Below are 20225 nucleotides of genomic sequence, written 5' to 3' on the forward strand. Positions count from 1 at the left end.
TTAGTTTTTTTTTAATCTCAAAATAAATTGTTTTTATGCCTGTATTAATGTTCCACAGTATTGGATGTGAAAATGAAAACTGGTATCGTAATTGGCTATCTGTGTCTTTAGATCATTTTGAAAATTTTTGCAAATATTTGGTTAAGAACAATTTCGAAACACTATTTTTAGATGAGTGGTTAGAAAGCAAAAAAACTTCAACTTCCAAAAAACAGGTTGTTATCACATTTGATGATGGCTATCTGGATAATTGGGTGTACGCTTATCCAATATTAAAAAAGTATGATTTAAAAGGAACCATATTTGTAAATCCTGAGTTTATTGATCCTTCGGAGGAAAACAGATACAATTTAGATGATGTTTGGAACAAAAAAATAGACAGAAGTCAATTAGCCCCACTCGGATTTCTTAATTGGTCAGAATTACAAAGAATGGAATCTACAGGGGTAATGGATGTCCAATCACACAGTATGAGCCACAATTTTTATTTCCATTCTGACCAGATCAAAGATATATATAACGGTCAAAAACAGTATGATTGGATGGCTTGGAACAACAAACCAGAGAGAAAACCTTATTACACAGCTGAAAGTCAGCAACAATATGTTCCTAACGGCAGTCCAATATTTGATTTTGGAAGAGCATTGGGTTTAAGACGTTATTTTCCAGATAAGGAATTGGTAAATTATGCTATTGACATGTATTCTTGCAATGCTGATAATAAAAATAAGACTGCCCAAATAAATAAATTGAACGAGAAGCTTAAAATTTATCCTGGAACATACGAGTCGGATGAAGAGATGGAAAAAAGGTATCGTTATGAACTATTTGAAAGTAAGAGAATTTTAGAAGAAAAACTTAACAAAAAAATTAGTTACTTATGTTGGCCTGGAGGAGGATACAACCAGCTAAGTGTAGATTTATCTATAGAAGCTGGTTATAAAGCTTCAACATTTTCAGCTAAAAATAATGATTTTGTCAAAAGAAACCTCGGTGATTATAAAAGCATTAGACGTTTTGCAATGACTTCTTTTATTTCAACGCCCATAAAGAATCACTATATAGAAAACCCTAACTTTCTCGTCAATCTATTTAAATATCATTTAGGAAAAAATTTCAATAAGAATCTTTATCGTATTCAAAAATTAAAAATCCTTATTTTAGATAGGATATTTAAATAACTATATTTTCCTCCTTTGTCTTTCTGCTTTAAGCAGCATGAGCTCCCTACTTGTCTGACCGGCCACCGAAGTATTTTCCTCGGCCCTTCGTATCAAATAAGGCATCACGTCTTTTACAGGACCAAAAGGGACATATTTAGCTACATTATAGCCATGGTCAGCAAGGTTAAAACTAATATGATCACTCATACCGTATAATTGTCCAAACCAAACGCGGTTATCATTCTTTTCAATGTTGAGGTCGGCCATCATCTGCATGGCCAAATAACTACTTTGCTCATTATGGGTACCTATAAACAATGAGATCGTTTGTAGATTTCTGAGAATATATTCTAAGGTCTCATCAAAATTTAAATCTGTGGCTGCCTTGTTAGCGCATATTGGCGACTCATAGCCTTTTTCATCGGCCCTTTCGCGTTCTTTCTCCATATAGGCACCACGCACAATCTTAACACCAATTGTAAAACCATCTTTTTTTGCGCGTTCATGAAGTTGTTTCAGATAATCTAGTCTATCCCATCTGTATAATTGTAAGGTGTTGTAGACTATAGGAATTCCAGTATTGTATTTTCGCATCATAGCTTCACACAACTCATCAGCGGCATCCTGCATCCAGCTTTCTTCTCCATCAATCAAGATCTCAACATCCTTTTCTTTGGCCAATTTGCAGACGGAGTCATAACGTGCCACTACTCTATTCCATTCTTCTTGCTCTTTTTCAGTAAAGGCTTCTCCTTCACTTTTTTTCTGGTAAAGATGGAAACGCCCAAAACCTGTAGGCTTAAATACGGCAATAGGCATTGATTTTTTCTCATCTGCGAAATTGATGATTTTTAGTGTTTTCTCCATCGCAGCATCAAAAAAAGACTCCATTTCTTTCCCTTCAACAGAGAAATCCAAAACAGAACTCACGTTTTTTGCATACATACTATCAATTACGGGCAAACAATCCTGTTCATTGACACCGCCGCAAAAATGGTCAAAAACGGTTGATCGAATCAGGCCTTCGACGGGTAGATTTGCGTTCAAAGCAAAGTTGGTGGCTGCTGTGCCTATCCTAACTAAGGGTTGACAGGAAATCATCTTAAACAACCAATAAGCACGTTCAAGTTCGGAGTCACTTTTGAGGCTAAAAGCGACCTCGGTATTTTCAAAAATTTTAGGTATTGTCATTGTAGAAAAATAATTGCAAAGATATTTATTCATTCTCTATTATTTAATTAAAAACTGCTTATTTTCAACCTTTCTTTAAACCACTATTTTTAATGATCTCGATAACCAATGACACGTATACTGTTCATTTTAACACTAACGGATACGACAAGCTAAACAACTACCTGAAAGACAATCGTTTTTCCAAAATTTTTATAATTGTTGACAACAATACCCACAGCCATTGTTTACCACATTTTTTGTCCCATTTAGAAACAAATTTGGAGTGCGAAATTATAGAAATTGAAGCTGGAGAAGCCCATAAAAACATAGAGACATGCGTCGGGGTATGGAGTGCCTTGTCAGATTTAGGCGCAGATAGAAAGGCACTTATTATCAACTTAGGCGGAGGCGTTGTTACTGATTTAGGAGGATTTGTAGCCTGTACATTCAAGCGAGGCTTGAAGTATATCAATGTACCAACATCCCTTTTGGCAATGGTAGATGCATCGGTAGGCGGTAAAACAGGTGTTGATCTTGGCGCTCTTAAAAATCAGGTTGGCGTCATCTCTTCTGGAGATATGGTGGTTATAGACACGAGCTTTTTAGACACGCTTCCTCAAAATCATTTAAAAAGTGGATTGGCAGAAATGCTCAAGCACGGACTTATATATGATAAAAGTTATTGGAATAAATTTTTGGACCTAAACATCTTGACCTTAATTGATTTGGATGGCTTAATTCATGAATCAGTTCAAATTAAAAATACTATTGTCACCGAAGACCCGTATGAAAATGGCCTGCGTAAAACTCTCAATTTTGGACATACTTTAGGGCATGCCATCGAGTCTTATTTTTTAAGCCAGTCAGACAAAGAAGAACTACTTCACGGAGAAGCCATTGCTATTGGAATGATCATGGAGACGTATATCTCATCTGAACTATTGGGATTTCCAAAAGATGATCTAGAAGCGATAAAACAGGCATTTCTTAAAATTTTCGACAAAGTGACAATCGATAGTTCTGACTACGGCGCCATCATTGATCTTTTAAAATATGATAAAAAGAATGAACACGGCAACATCAATTTTGTGCTATTAGAACAGATTGGCAAGCCGAAAATTGATTGCTTGGTAGAACACGAATTGCTCGTTAGAGCCTTTGAATATTATAAATCATAGATAGCGCGCTTTAATTATTTGAAGGTGATGGTTCTCATGGCCAACAATAATAAACGCAACGGCCCTAACAGAGAGCGCGCTCTCACTTGCAATCCCTATTTGAGTAAGGGCCTTGTCATCAAAACTCTCAAATAGGGACACCGTTGCAGCACGGACGTTGTTGTATTCTGATAGAAGACTTTCTAAAGTTCTTTCATTAGCATGGCAATAGGCAACATAAGCATCTTGATCAAATCCGGGCAATTTCGTTTTATCTTGTCTCGCAATACATAGCGCACGATAGGCAAACACTCGTTCTGTATCAATTACATGCAAAAGGATTTCTTTAATAGTCCATTTATCTTCAGCATACCGAAAGCTAAGCCTGTCATTGCTAATACCCTTAAAAAAAGAGGTCACTACCTCACGGTTATTTTTCAAGGTCTTGTGTATATCACCGCCTCCAACCTTATCAATATAAGGCTGATAATACGGATTATATTCGTCGGAGCTTAATTTACTAATTGTCATATCTACATATTTAAATACTATCCATAAAAATACCCTTTATCGATTTCTCAACAAAGGGTCTATACTTATAAATGTTAAAATAATTAGAGTTCGTTGAAAATGGAATGCATAAGACGTTTCTTATCATTGATGCTCTCTTCCAATGAAATCATGGTCTCTGTTCTATAGATGCCATCAATGTCATCTAACATAAAGATAATATCTTTGGCATGAGAAGTGTTTCTGGCCCTTACCTTGCAAAAAATATTGAATTTTCCAGTAGTTATATGTGCTACCGTAACAAATGGAATTTCATTAATGCGCTCCAAAACAAATTTTGTTTGCGAGGTATTGTTTAGAAAAATCCCGACATAGGCAATGAAAGAATAGCCTAGCTTCTTGTAATCCAGTGTTAACGAAGATCCTTGGATTATACCTGCCTCTTCCATTTTTTTGACCCTTACGTGAACTGTCCCTGCTGAAATCACCAGTTTTTTAGCGATATCCGTAAACGGAATGCGCGTATTATCGATTAACATGTCTAAAATTTGATGATCTATTTCATCTAATTTGAACTTTCCCATTTTCTAAAATTATTAAATTTTATACAAAAATAATAGAAAATTATTGAAGATAATACATCAATTAGCACTTTATTTAGACATTTAGATGATGTTTCTGGAAATTAATTGTAACGAAATCGATTGCGGAACCTTCTTTTAGATGTTGATGATCTCCTACAAATACTTCACGCTCTTTGGCATCAATCTCTTTATGTCCAAAAAAATGGCTCAAGTCAGAAAATTTTACAATTTTAGGGATAAATACAACCAGATCCTGGTCCAATGTCTCTTCATATTGAATGGCCACATCCAAAAGTTGACAACTATCGTCTATTTTCAACTTCGCGTTTCTGATGATTATGTCATAGAATAGCTTTTCATTCTGCGGGATCTTAAAATATGCCTCGGCTTGTATGCCTTTTAAATCTTCAAAAGCGATCTCCATTACAGCCGTCCAAAGGGATTGGAAAATCAAGGCTCTGACCTTTTCTCTGTTGTAATCATTACAATAGTGCCCAGCTTCAAAAAGGATTGTAGGCACGTTTAATGTTTGAAAAGCATCGCCAACGCAGTTTATATTAAAAGCGTCGTCATAAGTTCCCACTTGAGCTGGTATGTGTTTTTGAAGAACTTCATTCATCTTAACAATTATGTCCATAGCCTTTTTACGGGTTTCTGTTATAGAACAAGCCTCATCTTGAGCTGGCGATAGGAAAGAAACAGTTGCGGGTATACTAGTAGAACCGGCACTAAATATAGTGCGCTGATCGTGAAGATTAAAACAGAAATTGGGCTTGAAACTATCAAAACACCTTCTAAGCACCCTACTTTCTGGTTGCGTTAAATCTTGTGCGTCCCTATTCAAATCAACTTCATTTGCATTTTGTCTTGTATAAGCCCTGGAACCATCAGGATTTAACATGGGAATGATCCCTATGGTGACTGCAGCCAATAGATTGTTAACGGTTTCATTGGAATGGTCAGATAGGACATTTAATAGATCGAATAACGCTTTAGTGGTTGTGCTTTCGTTTCCGTGCATTTGTGACCACATCAAAATCCTTTTTTCACCAGTACCGATTTTTATAAAATGAATGTCTTCATTCAAAACCGACTTTCCAATGACTGCGACTTCAAAAAATTCGCTGTGTTTTTCAAGAAGGTTTTTTAAGTGATCAGCATTAATATACCGACCAAAAAGTGATGGCTCATAATAATATTGATAGTCGTTTTGTAAGTGTGCTATAGTCATGTGTGATTGTTGTGATACAAATGTAAACAATTGATAATTTACATTTGTAAACACTGAACTTTAGATCTTTTGTTTACATTCCTATACAAATCATATGTGGGACTTGAAGCCTTTTAGGTATTTATACAGACAAAAAATTACAGGTATATATTTTTGATTCTAATTTATTGAAAACTAATAATTTAATAACTTCTGTTTAAAAAGTTACTTTAACCATTAATAGCAATAATATCGAATTAATAAGATTAAAAGAACGGTATTTGTTACATTTGTAACTTCAATCAGTCTAAATTTTTGTTTACAATGATAAACAGTGATGATTTTGCAAAACGACTCCAAAAAGTCATCGATTACTACTCTGAAAGCGCCTCTTCTTTCTCTGAAAAAATAGGTGTTCAGCGTTCGAGTATTTCACATATTTTGTCTGGAAGGAATAAACCAAGTTTGGATTTTGTCTTGAAAGTTTTGTCCTTCTATCCCGAAGTTGAACTCTATTGGTTGTTGAATGGAAAAGGAGAATTCCCATTTCAACCTGATCAAATTTTACCAATCCCGGAAAAAAAACAAGAAAGCGCATCGCTCCCAAAAATTGATACAGCAAATAAAAGTAATTGATAAGATTGTTATTTTTTATAAGGATGGAACCTTTGAAGATTTTGTAAAAAATTAATTCTCCGTTTCTTTAATCAATACGTCAACTTTAAAATTTTCATTCGGCAATAGTTTTCTTTTGACTAATTTTGTGTTTAAATCCTAAACACATGAAATTCTCATTGCCCCTTATTCTTTTACTTCTTTTGACAAGTTGCTATAATAAAGACCGAAACTGTAAAGATTTTAAAACAGGTACATTTGAATTTACTTACACTACAGATGGCGTTGAGAAAACAGGTCGGTTTATAAGAACTGATGATTTAAATATCGATTATTACGAAAATAAGATTGATACCGCATCTATACGTTGGATCAACGATTGTGAATTTATCATGAAACATATCAATCCGAAAAACATGAGTGAAGAAAAAGCGATCCACATGAAGATTTTGACCACTTCTGAGGATTCTTATACTTTTGAATACAGCCTGGCCGTTCAACCAGGAAGCCAAGCAAAGCGAGTTGAACAAGGAACTGCAACTAAGGTAAAATAAGCATGTTAGATTTTTTATTGACAACTGATGCCATCATGGCTTTGTTAACCTTAACCTTTTTAGAGATTATTTTAGGGATTGACAATATCGTTTTCATATCTATTGCCGCCAATAAGCTTCCAATTGAAAAAAGAGCGAAAGCAACCAATATAGGCCTCTTGCTAGCTATGCTGCAGCGCATCATATTGTTGTTCTTTGTGAGCTTCCTTATCGGTCTTTCTAAACCATTCTATATATTAGATACAAGTTGGCTAAAAGTTGCCGTGAGTTGGCAAGCGATTATTTTATTTGCTGGTGGCCTCTTTCTTATTTATAAAAGCACCTCAGAAATCAGGGAAAAGGTAGAATCTCCACAACATGATGAAAACCAGCTCAAGAGTAAAAAGATCACGTCGTTAAAACAGGCGATAGTTCAAATTATGTTGATCGATTTTATATTTTCCATTGACTCCATTCTTACGGCTGTCGGAATGACCAACAATCTACATCCCAATCACAACTACAACTTAGTGTTGATGATAATTGCCGTGGTAATTTCTATCGGTATCATGATTGGGTTTGCAAACCCAATACGTAAGTTTATAGATGTACATCCTAGCATGCAACTATTGGGACTCGCTTTTTTGATTTTGATTGGTTTTATGCTGATTACAGAAGCTGCACATCTTTCTGATACTCAATTTTTCGGAGAAACCGTAGGCGCCATTCCAAAAGGATATCTTTATTTTGCGATTGCCTTCTCTTTATTTGTGGAGTTCTTGAATGTTAGGATCAATAAGAAGAGAGACAAAAAGCCCTTATTATGACAGTTACTTAAAAAACGAACTGAACAGCTGTATAACGTTAATTTTTAGCCCCTCAACTAAATTCTTATACATTTTAAGATGTGCGTATGTGATTTTGCTATATTTCACAATTATTTAAGTGTTTTCCGGATTTGTCCAAATCTATAAAATTTTCAGTTAATGTTATTTAATTCAATAGACTTTGCGATATTTCTACCTGTAGTCTTTATCCTATATTGGTTTTTCTGTCAAAAAAATTTAAAACTTCAGAACTTGCTAATTGTAGCTGCAAGTTATTTGTTCTATGGTTGGTGGGACTGGCGGTTTTTATCACTCATTGTTTTCAGTACAATTGTAGATTATTCTATTGGCGTTGCGCTCTCTAATGAAGACAATCAAAAAAAACGAAAACTCTATCTATGGATCAGTATCATCGTAAACTTGGGATTTCTTGGGTTTTTTAAATATTATAATTTTTTCTTAGATAACTTAATTACAGCATTCACTTTTTTTGGAACTGAATTACGCGCAAGCTCTCTAAAAATCATATTACCCGTTGGGATAAGCTTTTATACGTTTCAAACCTTAAGTTATACTATAGATGTTTACCGAAAGAAAATTACACCTACTAAGGACATCGTAGCATTTTCTGCCTTTGTTAGTTTCTTTCCACAATTGGTTGCTGGTCCTATTGAACGAGCTACAAATTTATTACCTCAGTTTTATACAAAGCGTAAATTTGAACATAATCAAGCTGTTGACGGACTGCGTCAAATACTTTGGGGGATGTTCAAAAAAATAGTCATTGCAGATAATTGTGCCGAATTTGCGAATGAATTTTTCAATAACCACACAGAATATGGTGGTAGTGGATTACTGTTAGGAGCTATATTCTTTACGTTCCAAATATATGGTGATTTCTCAGGTTACTCAGATATCGCAATTGGAACGTCTCGATTGTTTGGGTTTAACTTAAAACAAAATTTTGCCTTTCCATATTTCTCCAGAGACATTGCTGAGTTTTGGAGACGCTGGCATATATCATTGTCTACATGGTTTAGGGATTATTTATATATCCCACTAGGAGGGAGTAAAGGCGGAACGTTAATGAAAGTGCGCAATACTTTTATAATATTTATAGTTAGTGGTTTTTGGCATGGTGCCAACTGGACCTTTATAGTTTGGGGAGCATTAAATGCTATTTATTTCCTTCCACTGCTATTAGCTAAAAAAAATAGAGCTAATATTGGTGATGTCGCTGAAGGCCGATTAATACCCTCCTTAAAGGAAATCTTAAATATTATTTCAACCTTTTTACTTACTGTACTTGCTTGGGTATTTTTTAGAGCAGACTCTGTTACCCAAGCCATAGAATATTTAATAGGTATTTTTTCGAAAAGCTTATTCTCTATTCCAGAGTTTGAGAACAGAACACATGCAATGGAAGTTCTAGTTCTCATAGGGTTTTTAATGTTCATTGAATGGCTTGGAAGAGAATCTCAATATGGTTTAGAACATCTAGGGCTTAATTGGAATAGAAGTTTGAGAATTGCCTTTTATCTGGCCATTATCTGTTTAATATTTTTATTTATGGGTAAGGAACAAGAATTTATTTATTTCCAGTTTTAATATGAAGACTTTTATAAAAAAAACAATTTTCTTTTTATTCTATAGCAGTTCTATTGGTCTTAGCTATTTCAATAGGCGCTTATTATATAGTGAAGTCGCAGTCAAGTTTTAAAATCGATAAAAATATAACGAAGCTAGTTGTTGGCCATTCACACTCTGAACATTCAGTAAACGATTCCATTCTTAAAAACAGCCTTAATCTTTCTGCTTCTGGAGAGTCATATTTCTACAATTATCAAAAATTAAGAAAGGTAGTTAGTGCTAACAAACATATAAATACAGTATTTATAGAATTTACTAACAACCATGTTGATAGTGTAATGGATGAGTGGATTTGGGGCTATGACCAAATGTCATTTCGTTTACAATATTACGGTCCTTTTATGGATCCTGAAGACTTTAAAATATTACTGAAACACAATCCAACAGATTTGCTCTCAAGTTATTCCGTAGCAACTCGTAAATACTTATACCGTATAATTGGAGGTGATTACTATTTAATAGATGAGATTGGAGGATATGCGTATTCAAAGCGCAGTAAAGTAGATGAAATAATTGCCAACAACAAGTTCAATGTTTCAATATCTGAAAACCATTCCCTTTCTGAAATCAATCTAAATTATTTAAGAAAAATGATAGAATATTGTAGGGAAAGGAATATTAAAGTTTTTCTCATTAGAAGTCCTTTCCACCCACTCTATGACGCTTTGAGTAATGAAGCTGTTTACCAAAACGTATTGAAAACGCAATTCAGTGATGTGGACTTGTTAGATTTTTCAACAATGGATTTCCCCAATAATAATTATTTAGATTTACAACATCTAAATTATAAAGGAGCCAAGAAATTTACCACACTCTTTAACGATCTAATTGAGAATAATATTCTAAATTCAGATCACAAGCAATCCTTAATAGATGATCGCATTAAAGAGTCCAATAAAAAATAAAGTAAACCTCGTTTTTGATTTTTCTACTTTGAAATGATGTGACCTTGGGCATCACTATTAAAAAACACTCAATGTATGCTTCTCAACTTGAGCATTTTTTCTTACCGATAGCCTTTATTATAATTAAAATTCTTCAAACCTCTACAAAGACACAAAAGACAATAGTATCTAAAAGGTACAAAGCATATGTACACAAAATCAGTAGAGTCACTTTCGTATATAATTACAACGATACTGGAAGTCTAAAATAACTTTCCTTGTCCATTTCCGTCATCATCAGAGTCCTCTTCCTCATCAGTTTTAATAGTTTTAGAAGGTGTATCTTCTGAAATATCATCCTCATCAACAACCTCAATCTCCTCAGCCGGCACCTCCTCAGGAGCCTCGTACGGCAATGGTTCCAACAAACTAATTTGGTTGACTTTTTCTTTTGTCAATTGATTCCCTAAAGCTGTAATACCTTTAACACTAATGAATTCTTCCAGATTGACCTCTAAGTTATCTTTTCTCTCTTTGCCGCGCTCCTTCGTTAATTCCACTTCAGCAATTGGCTTCCAATCAGTTGAAATAATTTCCAAATGCGATTTAGGATGTTCTGAAATAAACAACTCTTCTTTCCCTTCTTGATCAATCAGGAAACGCTTTACGTAAAATCGCTCTTTTTCACCCTCAAAATAAATAGCAGAAATTGGTTTTTTAGGAACCCATTTTTCCAAAATAATCATATCGCTGTCAAAACGCGACGTTAATTCTGGTAAAATTGTCTTTACAATACCTGATTGGTTGATGATCAACAAGCGATCTTCACCTCTAAATTCCCCTATCAATTCGCCTCTGCCGTCTACATTTAATCGTTGCACAGTATCATCGAACCATATTTTACGCGGTTTTAAGGTTGAAATGCCTTTCTCTTTAAGTTCAATTTTCTTAATGGCATATTTGGTAACTTGATTGCCTTTGGAATTTCGGCCTTTGATTAAAATTTCTGTGAAATCAAGATCCCATTTCAGTTTTTTTATACTTCCCACCTGTCTTAGGAAAATAGTGATCACTTCAGCCTCCCCATTAGGATTGGAAGAGAAATACAAAACGGTGGAGCCTTTGCTGCCGTTGGTCAAATCATATTCCTTATCTCGCGTGACGCCGGTAACAGAAAAACGCTTGACATAGGATGGTCCTTTGGCGCCATCACGATATATCATATTATAAATGGTACGTTTGTCTTTTTTATTAAATACTTCCACATTTATGATATCCTTCCCTACAAATGTTTTGGCATCAACCTTCGTGATCATCATTTTGCCGTCTCGAGTAAACACAATAATATCATCAATATCACTACAATCACATACATACTCATCTCTTTTGAGAGACGTGCCCACAAAACCTTCTTCTCTATTGACGTAAAGCTTGGTGTTCCTGATAATCACTTTTGTAGCATCTACATCATCAAACAAACGGATTTCCGTCAAACGCTCCCTTCCTTTGCCATAATCATTTTTGAGTCTTGTAAAATAAGCTATGGCATAATCCACTAAATGAGCCAGGTCATGTTTCACTTGGGCAATTTGATCTTCGAGGGCATCAATTTTTTGCTGTGCTTTATCAATATCAAATTTAGAAATACGCTTGATTCGGATTTCAGTTAAGCGCTCAATATCTTCAGTGGTAATGGCACGTTTTAAGTGTTTAATATGTGGCTGAAGTCCTTTATCAATGGCAGTAATAACACCATCCCAGGTTTCTTCTTCCTCAATATCACGGTAAATCCTGTTTTCGATAAATATCCGTTCCAAGGATGCAAAATGCCACTGTTCTTCATACTCATCCAACTTCAATTCAAGATTCTGCTTTAAAAGCTGAACGGTGTTGTCTGTAGAACGACGCAACATTTCCGTAACCCCCACAAATAGTGGTTTGTTATCTTCAATGACACAACCCAATGGAGAAATTGAAACCTCACAATTGGTGAAGGCATATAAAGCGTCAATGGTTTTATCTGGCGAAATTCCTGACGGTAAATGGACCAAAATCTCTACTGACGACGAGGTATTGTCTTCAATCTTCTTGATTTTTATTTTGCCTTTATCATTCGCTTTTAAAATAGAATCAATCAACGACGATGTATTGGTGCTAAAAGGAATTTCATTAATGACCAAAGTGCTTTTGTCCATTTGTGAAATTTTTGCCCGTACGCGCACTTTTCCGCCGCGCAGTCCGTCTTTGTAGTCTGTGATATCTATAATTCCCGCAGTTGGAAAATCGGGATAAATAGTAAATTTCTTTCCGTTAAGATGTTTGATTGACGCATCAATCAATTCAATAAAATTATGTGGGAGAATTTTGGTTGAAAGTCCAACAGCTATCCCTTCGCCACCCTGCGCTAACAATAATGGGAACATCACCGGAAGGTTAACAGGCTCCTTTCGTCTGCCATCATAAGAGGCTTGCCATTCAGTAATCTTCGGATTGAAAACCACATCTATAGCAAATTTAGATAAGCGCGCCTCAATATATCGTGATGCTGCAGCACTGTCTCCCGTTAGAATATTTCCCCAGTTTCCTTGCGTATCAATCAAGATGTCTTTTTGTCCAATTTGCACCATAGCATCTGCAATACTGGCATCACCATGAGGATGGTATTGCATGGTATGCCCAACAATATTGGCGACTTTATTATATCGCCCATCGTCTAGATCTTTCATAGACTGCATGATGCGACGCTGAACAGGTTTAAATCCGTCTTCTATAGCCGGAACTGCTCGTTCAAGAATAACATAGGAAGCATAATCCAAAAACCAATCTTTAAACATCCCTGAAACACGAGTAATGGTTTCATTGCCGGCGTTTTCCTGAATGTTTTCGTCTTCATTATGTAGGTGATCGTCTTCCAAAATAGCGGGTGTTAGTTAGTAGGTTTAGTATTATTTTTGACCATCTTGCTTAAGGACTGACCAATATAGCGTCTTTTCTTTTTAGTGACCAAGGTTACGTTAAAAGTTTCTTTTTTGATATGTCCTTTCGGGTTATTAATATGAAGTGTCAAACTTTTGAAAACAACATAATTTTTGAATTTGAAGGCCGATAAGCGGTGCTTGTCAAATTCTAATTTATGTTCTCTATAGTTTAAGTATTCTGACAACAAAAGACCCCTGTTGATAATGACGACTTTGATACCATCACTATCATATTCAAAATATTTTGAAATGGCATGTACTGAAAAAAACAAGACTAGAAATCCACCAAAAATGATTAGAAAAGTCAATAGCGGATTTGATGTTAGGTGGCTGAAGGCACTGAAAACCGTTGCCAATACAATAGCAAGAACAATCAGAATAAAGTAGACTGATATAATGATATTTTTAACCTGCGCATTATTAGTTCTCATGAACTTCCTCCACTATATCTAATTCCACCTTTAGATTGTCAATTATAAATTCTTGTCTGTCAGGTGTGTTTTTGCCCATGTAAAACTCAAGCAATGCTTCTATTGACATATCTTTATCTAGCATTATTGGATCCAATCGAATGCTTTCTCCAATGAAATTGACAAATTCATCGGGTGAGATTTCACCAAGCCCTTTAAAGCGGGTGATTTCTGGTTTAGGTTTTAATTTTTCAATTGCATCACGACGCTCCTGCTCCGAATAACAATAAATAGTTTCCTTTTTATTTCTGACCCTAAACAATGGGGTTTGTAAAATATACAAGTGACCTTCCTTAATCAGCTCTGGAAAAAACTGCAAGAAGAAGGTGATCAACAATAAACGTATATGCATCCCATCCACATCGGCATCTGTAGCGATCACAATATTGTTATAGCGCAAATCCTCAATGGATTCTTCAATATTTAAAGCAGCTTGCAGCAGATTGAATTCTTCATTTTCATAAACAATTTTTTTGTTCATGCCATATGAATTCAAAGGTTTACCCCTCAAACTAAATACCGCTTGGGTATTGACATCCCTTGATTTGGTGATGCTTCCTGATGCAGAATCACCCTCCGTTATAAATAACGTGGACTCTAAATAACGATTGTTTTTAATGTCCCCAAAATGAACACGGCAATCTCGTAACTTTTTATTATGAAGGTTTGATTTCTTGGCCCTGTCCTTAGCCAGTTTTCTAATACCTGACAATTCTTTACGCTCACGTTCTGCCTGAAGTATTTTACGCTGAATTTTATCAGCAGTTTCAGGATTCTTGTGCAAAAAATTATCTAATTGTGTTTTTACAAAGTCGTTGACAAAAGTTCTCACCGTTGGCAAATTGCCTCCCATATCTGTAGAGCCCAACTTGGTTTTGGTCTGACTTTCAAAAACAGGCTCCATGACTTTCACGGCAACTGCGGTGACCACAGATTTTCGAACATCAGAAGCGTCATAATTTTTGCCGTAAAACTCACGTATGGTTTTTACGAGTGCTTCGCGATAAGCCGCTAAGTGCGTCCCACCTTGAGTGGTATTTTGTCCATTCACAAAAGAGTGGTATTCTTCGCTATATTGTGTTTTACTATGGGTTAAGGCTATTTCTATATCCTCGCCCTTAAGATGGATGATAGGATAAGTCACATCAGACTCCTTGATGTTTTCCTCCAATAGATCCTTTAATCCATTCTCACTATAATATTTCTCTCCGTTAAAAAGAATGGTCAAGCCCGTGTTGAGATACACATAATTTTTGAGCATTTTCTCAACATATTCGTTACGATACTTATAATTTTTGAAAATTGCTTCATCCGGAATAAAGGACACTTTCGTGCCTTTTCGTCTTGAAGTATCATCCAATACCTCTTGGTTGGTGAGATTACCTTGGGAAAATTCCGCGGAAGCGGACTTATTATCACGAGTGGATTCTACCCGAAAAAAATGGGACAACGCATTGACCGCCTTGGTACCAACCCCGTTAAGACCCACAGATTTTTTGAAAGCCCTAGAGTCATACTTTCCACCGGTATTCATTTTGGAAACCACATCGACCACTTTTCCTAGCGGAATGCCACGTCCATAATCTCGGACAATCACCTTATTGCCCTGAATGGAAACTTCAATAGTTTTCCCGGCTCCCATAACATATTCGTCAATGGAATTATCTAAAACTTCTTTTAGAAGAATATAAATGCCATCGTCGGGTGATGAGCCATCTCCAAGCTTCCCAATATACATCCCTGGACGCATACGAATGTGCTCTTTCCAATCGAGCGAACGTATATTATCTTCGGTGTAGTCAGTTTCTTGGGACATAAAAGGATGAAAATTTAGATAGGTTGCTAATATAGCATTTCGCTACAAAACATAAAACCGCATTGTGCTAAAGTAATTAACAAAGTTTTTAAGATTGAAACTAAAGCATGAAGTTAAAATCAAGAAGATTCCATACCAACTCTAATTTCAACTTTTTTTCTTGAATGTAAAATATAATATAGGGATGATAAGAATTGCCAGGGCAATAATTAAGGAGGTGATAAACACAAATTTAAACACGTAATAAAGGACCACAAAGAAGATGATTGCCCCAACAAGCCATAATAAAATTTTCATAGAATTTCAATTTTGTATCAAATTTAAAGATAGGCATAAAATTGGCCTTATATAAAAAAAATGTTAATGCAGATGCCATCAATTGGTGACTCCTCTAATATAAAATCACAAATCACACTTTTAATATCGTAAAAGATAGAGAGAAAATCCCATTGCTACCCTAATTACAAACTGATAGCTGTTTTTCCAATCAAAAAGAAGCAATCGTTAATTTCGAAATGTCTAATTGACAATTGTCTATACATTAAATAGGAAATGCATCACATCACCATCTTTCACGATATAGCCTTTACCTTCAACGCGCATTTTCCCAGCTTCCTTTACTTTGGCCTCACTACCTAAAGTAGAAAAATCCTCGTAAGCAATCACTTCAGCCCTGATAAATCCTTTTTCAAAATCCGTATGGATGACTCCTGCCGCTTGTGGAGCGGTTGCGCCAACGTCAATAGTCCATGCACGCACTTCCTTAACACCTGCAGTGAAATAAGTTTGTTGCTTTAAAAGTTTATAAGCTGATCTGATCAATTTTGAAGATCCTGGCTCCTCCAGACCAATATCCTGTAAGAACATTTGACGCTCTTCATAACTGTCCAATTCATTAATATCAGCTTCTGTACCTACTGCCAATACTAATATTTCAGCGTTCTCGTCTTTAACCGCTTCTCTTACTTGTTCCACATAAGCGTTACCCGTTGCAGCTGAGCCTTCATCAACATTGCAAACATACATAACTGGCTTGTCTGTAATAAACTGAGCAGGATCAACAAAGTCAATATAGTCTTCTTTGTCAAACTCCAAAGTTCTGATAGATATTCCCGCCTCTAAGGCTGCCTTTATTTTCAGTAACACAGCCTCCTCTTTCTGGGCTTCTTTATTTCCGGTTTTAGCGGCGCGTTTTACCTTTTCAAGTTTTTTATCAACCGTTTCCAAATCTTTCAACTGAAGCTCCATATCAATGGTCTCCTTGTCTCTAATAGGATTAATATTGCCATCAACATGTATAATATTGTCATTGTCAAAACAACGCAACACGTGTAAAATAGCATCCGTTTCTCTAATGTTTGCCAAGAATTGGTTACCCAAACCTTCACCTTTACTAGCACCTTTCACCAAACCGGCAATATCTACAATCTCTACAGTTGCAGGTTGCACGCGCACAGGTTTTACAAGGGCTTCCAACCGCTCCAATCGCGGATCTGGAACATTGACGATGCCAATATTTGGCTCAATGGTACAAAACGGAAAGTTGGCACTTTGCGCTTTGGCGTTAGATAAACAGTTAAAAAGGGTTGATTTCCCTACGTTTGGCAATCCTACAATTCCGGCTTTCATTTTATATTAGTATTTCACATCAAATATGATGTATGCAATTATTCCTGATTTTCAGGATGCAAATTTAATGAAATATCTGAATATATTATACGATATCTCAAGGGCTATTCTGAGTGTTTTATTTTTACTTTATTTCTAAATAAATTTCACATTATAAAACCTGAAAGGCATTTTATTAGAAATAATTTAATTTTTAGCAATAATCATTATATTTATGTTAATTAACTCAAAAACAATTGAAGTATGAAACACATCTTTAGTTTATTGCTAACCGTGGTTAGTATGAATTTATGTTTAGCGCAGAATGTTTCTGGAACCGTAAGAGATTCTGAAGGCAACCCAATGACAGGTGTAAACGTCATAGAAAAAGGAACCACCAATGGTGTGCAGACAGATTTTGAAGGTCAATACAGTATTGCCGTCAGTGGTTCAGCCACATTGGTATTTAGTTATGTAGGATCAAATACTCAAGAAATCCCTATTAATAACCGATCTATAATTGATGTCACACTTGCTGATGGCGTAAGTTTGGCAGAGGTAGTATTAGTTGGATCTAGAAGCCCTAAACGCACGTCCTTAGATACCGCGGTCGCTATTGACATCATTGATGTTTCTGAAGTAACCTCACAACTTGGAAAGGTTGAAATTAATGAACTTTTACAATACGCCGCCCCGTCATTTAATGCCAATAAACAATCTGGTAGTGATGGTGCTGACCACATTGACCCAGCTTCCCTGCGTGGTTTGGGCCCAGACCAAACACTGGTTTTAATAAACGGTAAGAGACGCCATCAATCGTCATTAATAAATCTTTTTGGTACACGCGGTCGCGGTAACACAGGGACCGATTTGAACGCCATTCCTGCGGCGTCCATTAAGCGTATTGAGATTTTACGTGATGGTGCAGCTGCTCAGTATGGATCCGATGCCATCGCTGGTGTTATAAACATTGTTCTGAAAGATGATGTAAACGTAGCTACAGGTAGCATAAACTATGGTTTTTACAGCACCAATGCTGATGTTGATACGAGCGCATTTCAAGAGGATGATTATGGTCTTTGGAACACCGATGGGTTTTATTTAGACACAGAAAAAGATGGCAATGTCATCGGAAAAGACAAAAACTTTGATGGAGGCTCAATAAAAGTCACTGCAAATTACGGTGTAAAAGTGGGCAATAACGGTGGATTTGCCAATTTTACCACGGAATACCTTAGCAAAAACCATACCCTACGGCCTACATTTGATTTTAGAAAAGGATTTGGAGAAGCCGCAATTGATGGCTTTAATTTCTTCGGAAATTTTGCCGTGCCCGTGTCAGATAATACAGAAATTTATGCGTTTGGCGGTCGGAACTATAGAGATACTGATGCCTATGCCTTTACTAGAAATGGTGCAGAGCGCGTTGTTGAATCCATATACCCCAATGGGTTTACCCCACGCATTACATCCATAATTGTGGATAATTCGGTAGTAGCTGGTGTACGAACTGAAACTTCAGGCGGATGGAAAGTCGATATTAGCAACACGTATGGTCTCAACAAATTTCATTATTATATAAAAGGCACCCTCAATGCTTCTTTAGTTGACGTTTCTCCAACTGATTTTGATGCGGGCGGCCATAGTCTTAGCCAAAATACCGTCAATTTTGATATTTCTAAGTATTATGATGGGGTGTTAAGCGGCATGAATTTAGCCTTTGGTGCAGAATATAGGACTGAAAATTTCATCATATTTGCTGGTGAAGAAGGCTCTTGGGCTACTTATGATATAAATGGCGTTCCATTTAATGCCAATACACCTGATTCATCTACCGTAAATTATATGGATGCTAATGGTAACCTTATTTTAGATGATGATGGCAATGCCATTCCACGTCCAGGAGGCTCACAAGGTTTTCCTGGATATGCACCTACTAATGAGGTTGATAGAAGCCGGAGTAATATAAGTCTGTATGCTGATGGTGAATTTGATCTTACTGACAGATTTTTAGTGAGTTTGGCTGCACGATTTGAAGATTACAGTGATTTTGGAAGCACCATTAACGGAAAATTGGCTGCCCGTTTTAAAGCTACAGATAAAATTAATATTCGTGGTTCTGTCAGTACAGGTTTTAGAGCGCCATCTCTGGCCCAAATTTATTATAATTTGAGATTTACCAATTTTATTGGAGGCGTTGCCAGTGATCAATTATTGTCACCTAATAACAGCCCAGTCACTGCATCATTTGGAATAGGCCCGTTGTATGAAGAAAAAGCCTTCAATGCCGCATTAGGTTTCACTGCTAAATTTGGACAATTTTCAGCAACAATTGACGGTTATTACATCCACGTAAAAGATCGGATTGTATTAACAGGTACATTTGATGCACCAGATATTGAGGGTGTAGACTCTGCCCAATTTTTTACAAACGGAGTGGACACCAAAACTACAGGTCTAGATGTGATTTTGACATGGAAAACTAATATTAGCGAAGACAGTTCTTTTGGGGCTACTTTCTTGGGCAACTTCAACGACATGAAAATTGACAATGTATTAAATGGTGGTTTGAACGAACAGACTTTTTTTGGTGAGCGCGATAAAGCATTTTTATTAGCATCAGCACCTGACAGCAAACTGAGCTTAAGCTTCACTTATGATAAAAACTGGTTTGATGCGGGCTTAACTTTTACACGCTTTAGTGAAGTAAAATTATTAGACTTTCAAACTTTTGAAGACCCTGCTGATTATGGAGGCTTTGCACAACAAATTGCTGCCGCTACTGATACCTATGGAGCTAAAATGGTTACCGATATTAATTTTGGATTCAAACTTTCAGAGAGTCTTAAGCTAAATGTTGGCAGTAACAATCTATTTAATATATATCCAGACCAACAGGATGATTGGACTGAAGGCGGAGGTTATTGGGATGCTGTTCAAATGGGATTTGGAGGCGCTTATTTTTATGCCAAAATGAATTACAGATTTTAAAAACACGTCAGTTTAAAATTAAAAAAACCGAGCAAATTGCTCGGTTTTTTCTTTGA

Annotated in this window: 16 protein-coding genes; 8 read left to right on the forward strand and 8 right to left on the reverse strand. The window is 36.0% G+C overall.

What is annotated here, in order from left to right; all coding sequences use genetic code 11:
* The first annotated feature begins 35 nt into the window (after positions 1-35).
* Positions 36-1181 carry a polysaccharide deacetylase family protein gene (locus A9996_RS15540; protein WP_083993988.1) on the forward strand — a complete coding sequence of 382 codons (1146 nt, stop codon included), beginning with the start codon at positions 36-38 and terminating at the stop codon, positions 1179-1181.
* On the opposite strand, the gene A9996_RS15545 is transcribed toward A9996_RS15540, so the two are convergent.
* Positions 1182-2348, reverse strand: a complete 1167-nt coding sequence (locus A9996_RS15545; protein ID WP_066437216.1) for a proline dehydrogenase family protein — start codon at positions 2346-2348, stop codon at positions 1182-1184.
* A gap of 98 nt (positions 2349-2446) precedes the next feature.
* Between A9996_RS15545 and aroB the strand changes: the two genes are divergently transcribed.
* On the forward strand, positions 2447-3514 hold the full coding sequence (aroB, locus tag A9996_RS15550) for a 3-dehydroquinate synthase (RefSeq protein ID WP_066437135.1): 1068 nt from the start codon (positions 2447-2449) through the stop codon (positions 3512-3514).
* On the opposite strand, the gene A9996_RS15555 is transcribed toward aroB, so the two are convergent.
* The 3 genes from A9996_RS15555 to A9996_RS15565 form a co-directional block, all read right to left on the reverse strand.
* Entirely contained in the window at positions 3509-4024 is a 516-nt protein-coding gene (locus A9996_RS15555; RefSeq protein WP_066437138.1) for a DinB family protein, read from the reverse strand. The two genes, aroB and A9996_RS15555, sit on opposite strands and share 6 nt — an antisense overlap.
* Positions 4025-4107: 83 nt before the next feature.
* The gene (locus A9996_RS15560) at positions 4108-4587 is read right to left on the reverse strand and encodes an Lrp/AsnC family transcriptional regulator (RefSeq protein WP_066437140.1); all 480 of its coding nucleotides are present in this window, start codon (positions 4585-4587) and stop codon (positions 4108-4110) included.
* A gap of 73 nt (positions 4588-4660) precedes the next feature.
* Positions 4661-5818, reverse strand: a complete 1158-nt coding sequence (locus A9996_RS15565; RefSeq protein WP_066437143.1) for a M14 family metallopeptidase — start codon at positions 5816-5818, stop codon at positions 4661-4663.
* A 303-nt stretch (positions 5819-6121) separates the two neighbouring features.
* Here A9996_RS15565 and A9996_RS15570 point away from each other — a divergent pair, with 303 nt between their 5' ends.
* The 5 genes from A9996_RS15570 to A9996_RS15590 all read left to right on the forward strand — a co-directional run bounded on the left by A9996_RS15570 (position 6122) and on the right by A9996_RS15590 (position 10327).
* Positions 6122-6433, forward strand: coding sequence for a helix-turn-helix domain-containing protein (locus tag A9996_RS15570; protein ID WP_157487233.1), 312 nt, complete (start codon positions 6122-6124; stop codon positions 6431-6433).
* 146 nt (positions 6434-6579) lie between these two features.
* The gene (locus tag A9996_RS15575) at positions 6580-6966 is read left to right on the forward strand and encodes a hypothetical protein (RefSeq protein WP_066437146.1); all 387 of its coding nucleotides are present in this window, start codon (positions 6580-6582) and stop codon (positions 6964-6966) included.
* 2 nt (positions 6967-6968) lie between these two features.
* Positions 6969-7772: a TerC family protein gene (locus A9996_RS15580; RefSeq protein WP_066437151.1), complete on the forward strand. Its 804-nt coding sequence runs from the start codon at positions 6969-6971 to the stop codon at positions 7770-7772.
* A 159-nt stretch (positions 7773-7931) separates the two neighbouring features.
* On the forward strand, positions 7932-9380 hold the full coding sequence (locus tag A9996_RS15585; RefSeq protein WP_066437152.1) for an MBOAT family O-acyltransferase: 1449 nt from the start codon (positions 7932-7934) through the stop codon (positions 9378-9380).
* Between the two features lie 53 nt (positions 9381-9433).
* Positions 9434-10327 carry a hypothetical protein gene (locus A9996_RS15590; protein WP_066437154.1) on the forward strand — a complete coding sequence of 298 codons (894 nt, stop codon included), beginning with the start codon at positions 9434-9436 and terminating at the stop codon, positions 10325-10327.
* Positions 10328-10569: 242 nt separating this feature from the next.
* Here A9996_RS15590 and A9996_RS15600 read toward each other — a convergent pair whose 3' ends face one another.
* The 4 genes from A9996_RS15600 to ychF all read right to left on the reverse strand — a co-directional run bounded on the left by A9996_RS15600 (position 10570) and on the right by ychF (position 17199).
* Positions 10570-13221 carry a DNA gyrase/topoisomerase IV subunit A gene (locus tag A9996_RS15600; protein ID WP_066437158.1) on the reverse strand — a complete coding sequence of 884 codons (2652 nt, stop codon included), beginning with the start codon at positions 13219-13221 and terminating at the stop codon, positions 10570-10572.
* Positions 13222-13232: 11 nt separating this feature from the next.
* Positions 13233-13715, reverse strand: coding sequence for a hypothetical protein (locus A9996_RS15605; protein WP_066437166.1), 483 nt, complete (start codon positions 13713-13715; stop codon positions 13233-13235).
* Positions 13705-15570, reverse strand: coding sequence for a DNA topoisomerase IV subunit B (locus tag A9996_RS15610; RefSeq protein ID WP_066437173.1), 1866 nt, complete (start codon positions 15568-15570; stop codon positions 13705-13707). The genes A9996_RS15605 and A9996_RS15610 overlap by 11 nt, the downstream gene beginning before the upstream one ends.
* 534 nt (positions 15571-16104) lie before the next feature.
* Positions 16105-17199, reverse strand: coding sequence for a redox-regulated ATPase YchF (gene ychF / locus A9996_RS15615; protein WP_066437176.1), 1095 nt, complete (start codon positions 17197-17199; stop codon positions 16105-16107).
* 243 nt (positions 17200-17442) lie between these two features.
* Between ychF and A9996_RS15620 the strand changes: the two genes are divergently transcribed.
* On the forward strand, positions 17443-20169 hold the full coding sequence (locus tag A9996_RS15620; RefSeq protein ID WP_066437178.1) for a TonB-dependent receptor: 2727 nt from the start codon (positions 17443-17445) through the stop codon (positions 20167-20169).
* The last annotated feature ends 56 nt before the right edge of the window (positions 20170-20225 follow it).

It is taken from the genome of Gelidibacter algens (assembly GCF_001678675.1).
In the GTDB taxonomy this organism is placed as follows: domain Bacteria; phylum Bacteroidota; class Bacteroidia; order Flavobacteriales; family Flavobacteriaceae; genus Gelidibacter; species Gelidibacter algens.

What these genes read in the sequence shown, in the direction of transcription:
- A9996_RS15575 (WP_066437146.1), top strand. Translation starts at nt 6,580, where the DNA reads ATGAAATTCTCATTGCCCCTTATTCTTTTACTTCTTTTGACAAGTTGC.
- A9996_RS15605 (WP_066437166.1), bottom strand. Translation starts at nt 13,715, where the DNA reads ATGAGAACTAATAATGCGCAGGTTAAAAATATCATTATATCAGTCTAC.
- A9996_RS15570 (WP_157487233.1), top strand. Translation starts at nt 6,122, where the DNA reads ATGATAAACAGTGATGATTTTGCAAAACGACTCCAAAAAGTCATCGAT.
- A9996_RS15585 (WP_066437152.1), top strand. Translation starts at nt 7,932, where the DNA reads ATGTTATTTAATTCAATAGACTTTGCGATATTTCTACCTGTAGTCTTT.
- A9996_RS15565 (WP_066437143.1), bottom strand. Translation starts at nt 5,818, where the DNA reads ATGACTATAGCACACTTACAAAACGACTATCAATATTATTATGAGCCA.
- A9996_RS15555 (WP_066437138.1), bottom strand. Translation starts at nt 4,024, where the DNA reads ATGACAATTAGTAAATTAAGCTCCGACGAATATAATCCGTATTATCAG.
- A9996_RS15560 (WP_066437140.1), bottom strand. Translation starts at nt 4,587, where the DNA reads ATGGGAAAGTTCAAATTAGATGAAATAGATCATCAAATTTTAGACATG.
- A9996_RS15610 (WP_066437173.1), bottom strand. Translation starts at nt 15,570, where the DNA reads ATGTCCCAAGAAACTGACTACACCGAAGATAATATACGTTCGCTCGAT.
- ychF (WP_066437176.1), bottom strand. Translation starts at nt 17,199, where the DNA reads ATGAAAGCCGGAATTGTAGGATTGCCAAACGTAGGGAAATCAACCCTT.
- A9996_RS15540 (WP_083993988.1), top strand. Translation starts at nt 36, where the DNA reads ATGCCTGTATTAATGTTCCACAGTATTGGATGTGAAAATGAAAACTGG.
- A9996_RS15580 (WP_066437151.1), top strand. Translation starts at nt 6,969, where the DNA reads ATGTTAGATTTTTTATTGACAACTGATGCCATCATGGCTTTGTTAACC.
- aroB (WP_066437135.1), top strand. Translation starts at nt 2,447, where the DNA reads ATGATCTCGATAACCAATGACACGTATACTGTTCATTTTAACACTAAC.
- A9996_RS15620 (WP_066437178.1), top strand. Translation starts at nt 17,443, where the DNA reads ATGAAACACATCTTTAGTTTATTGCTAACCGTGGTTAGTATGAATTTA.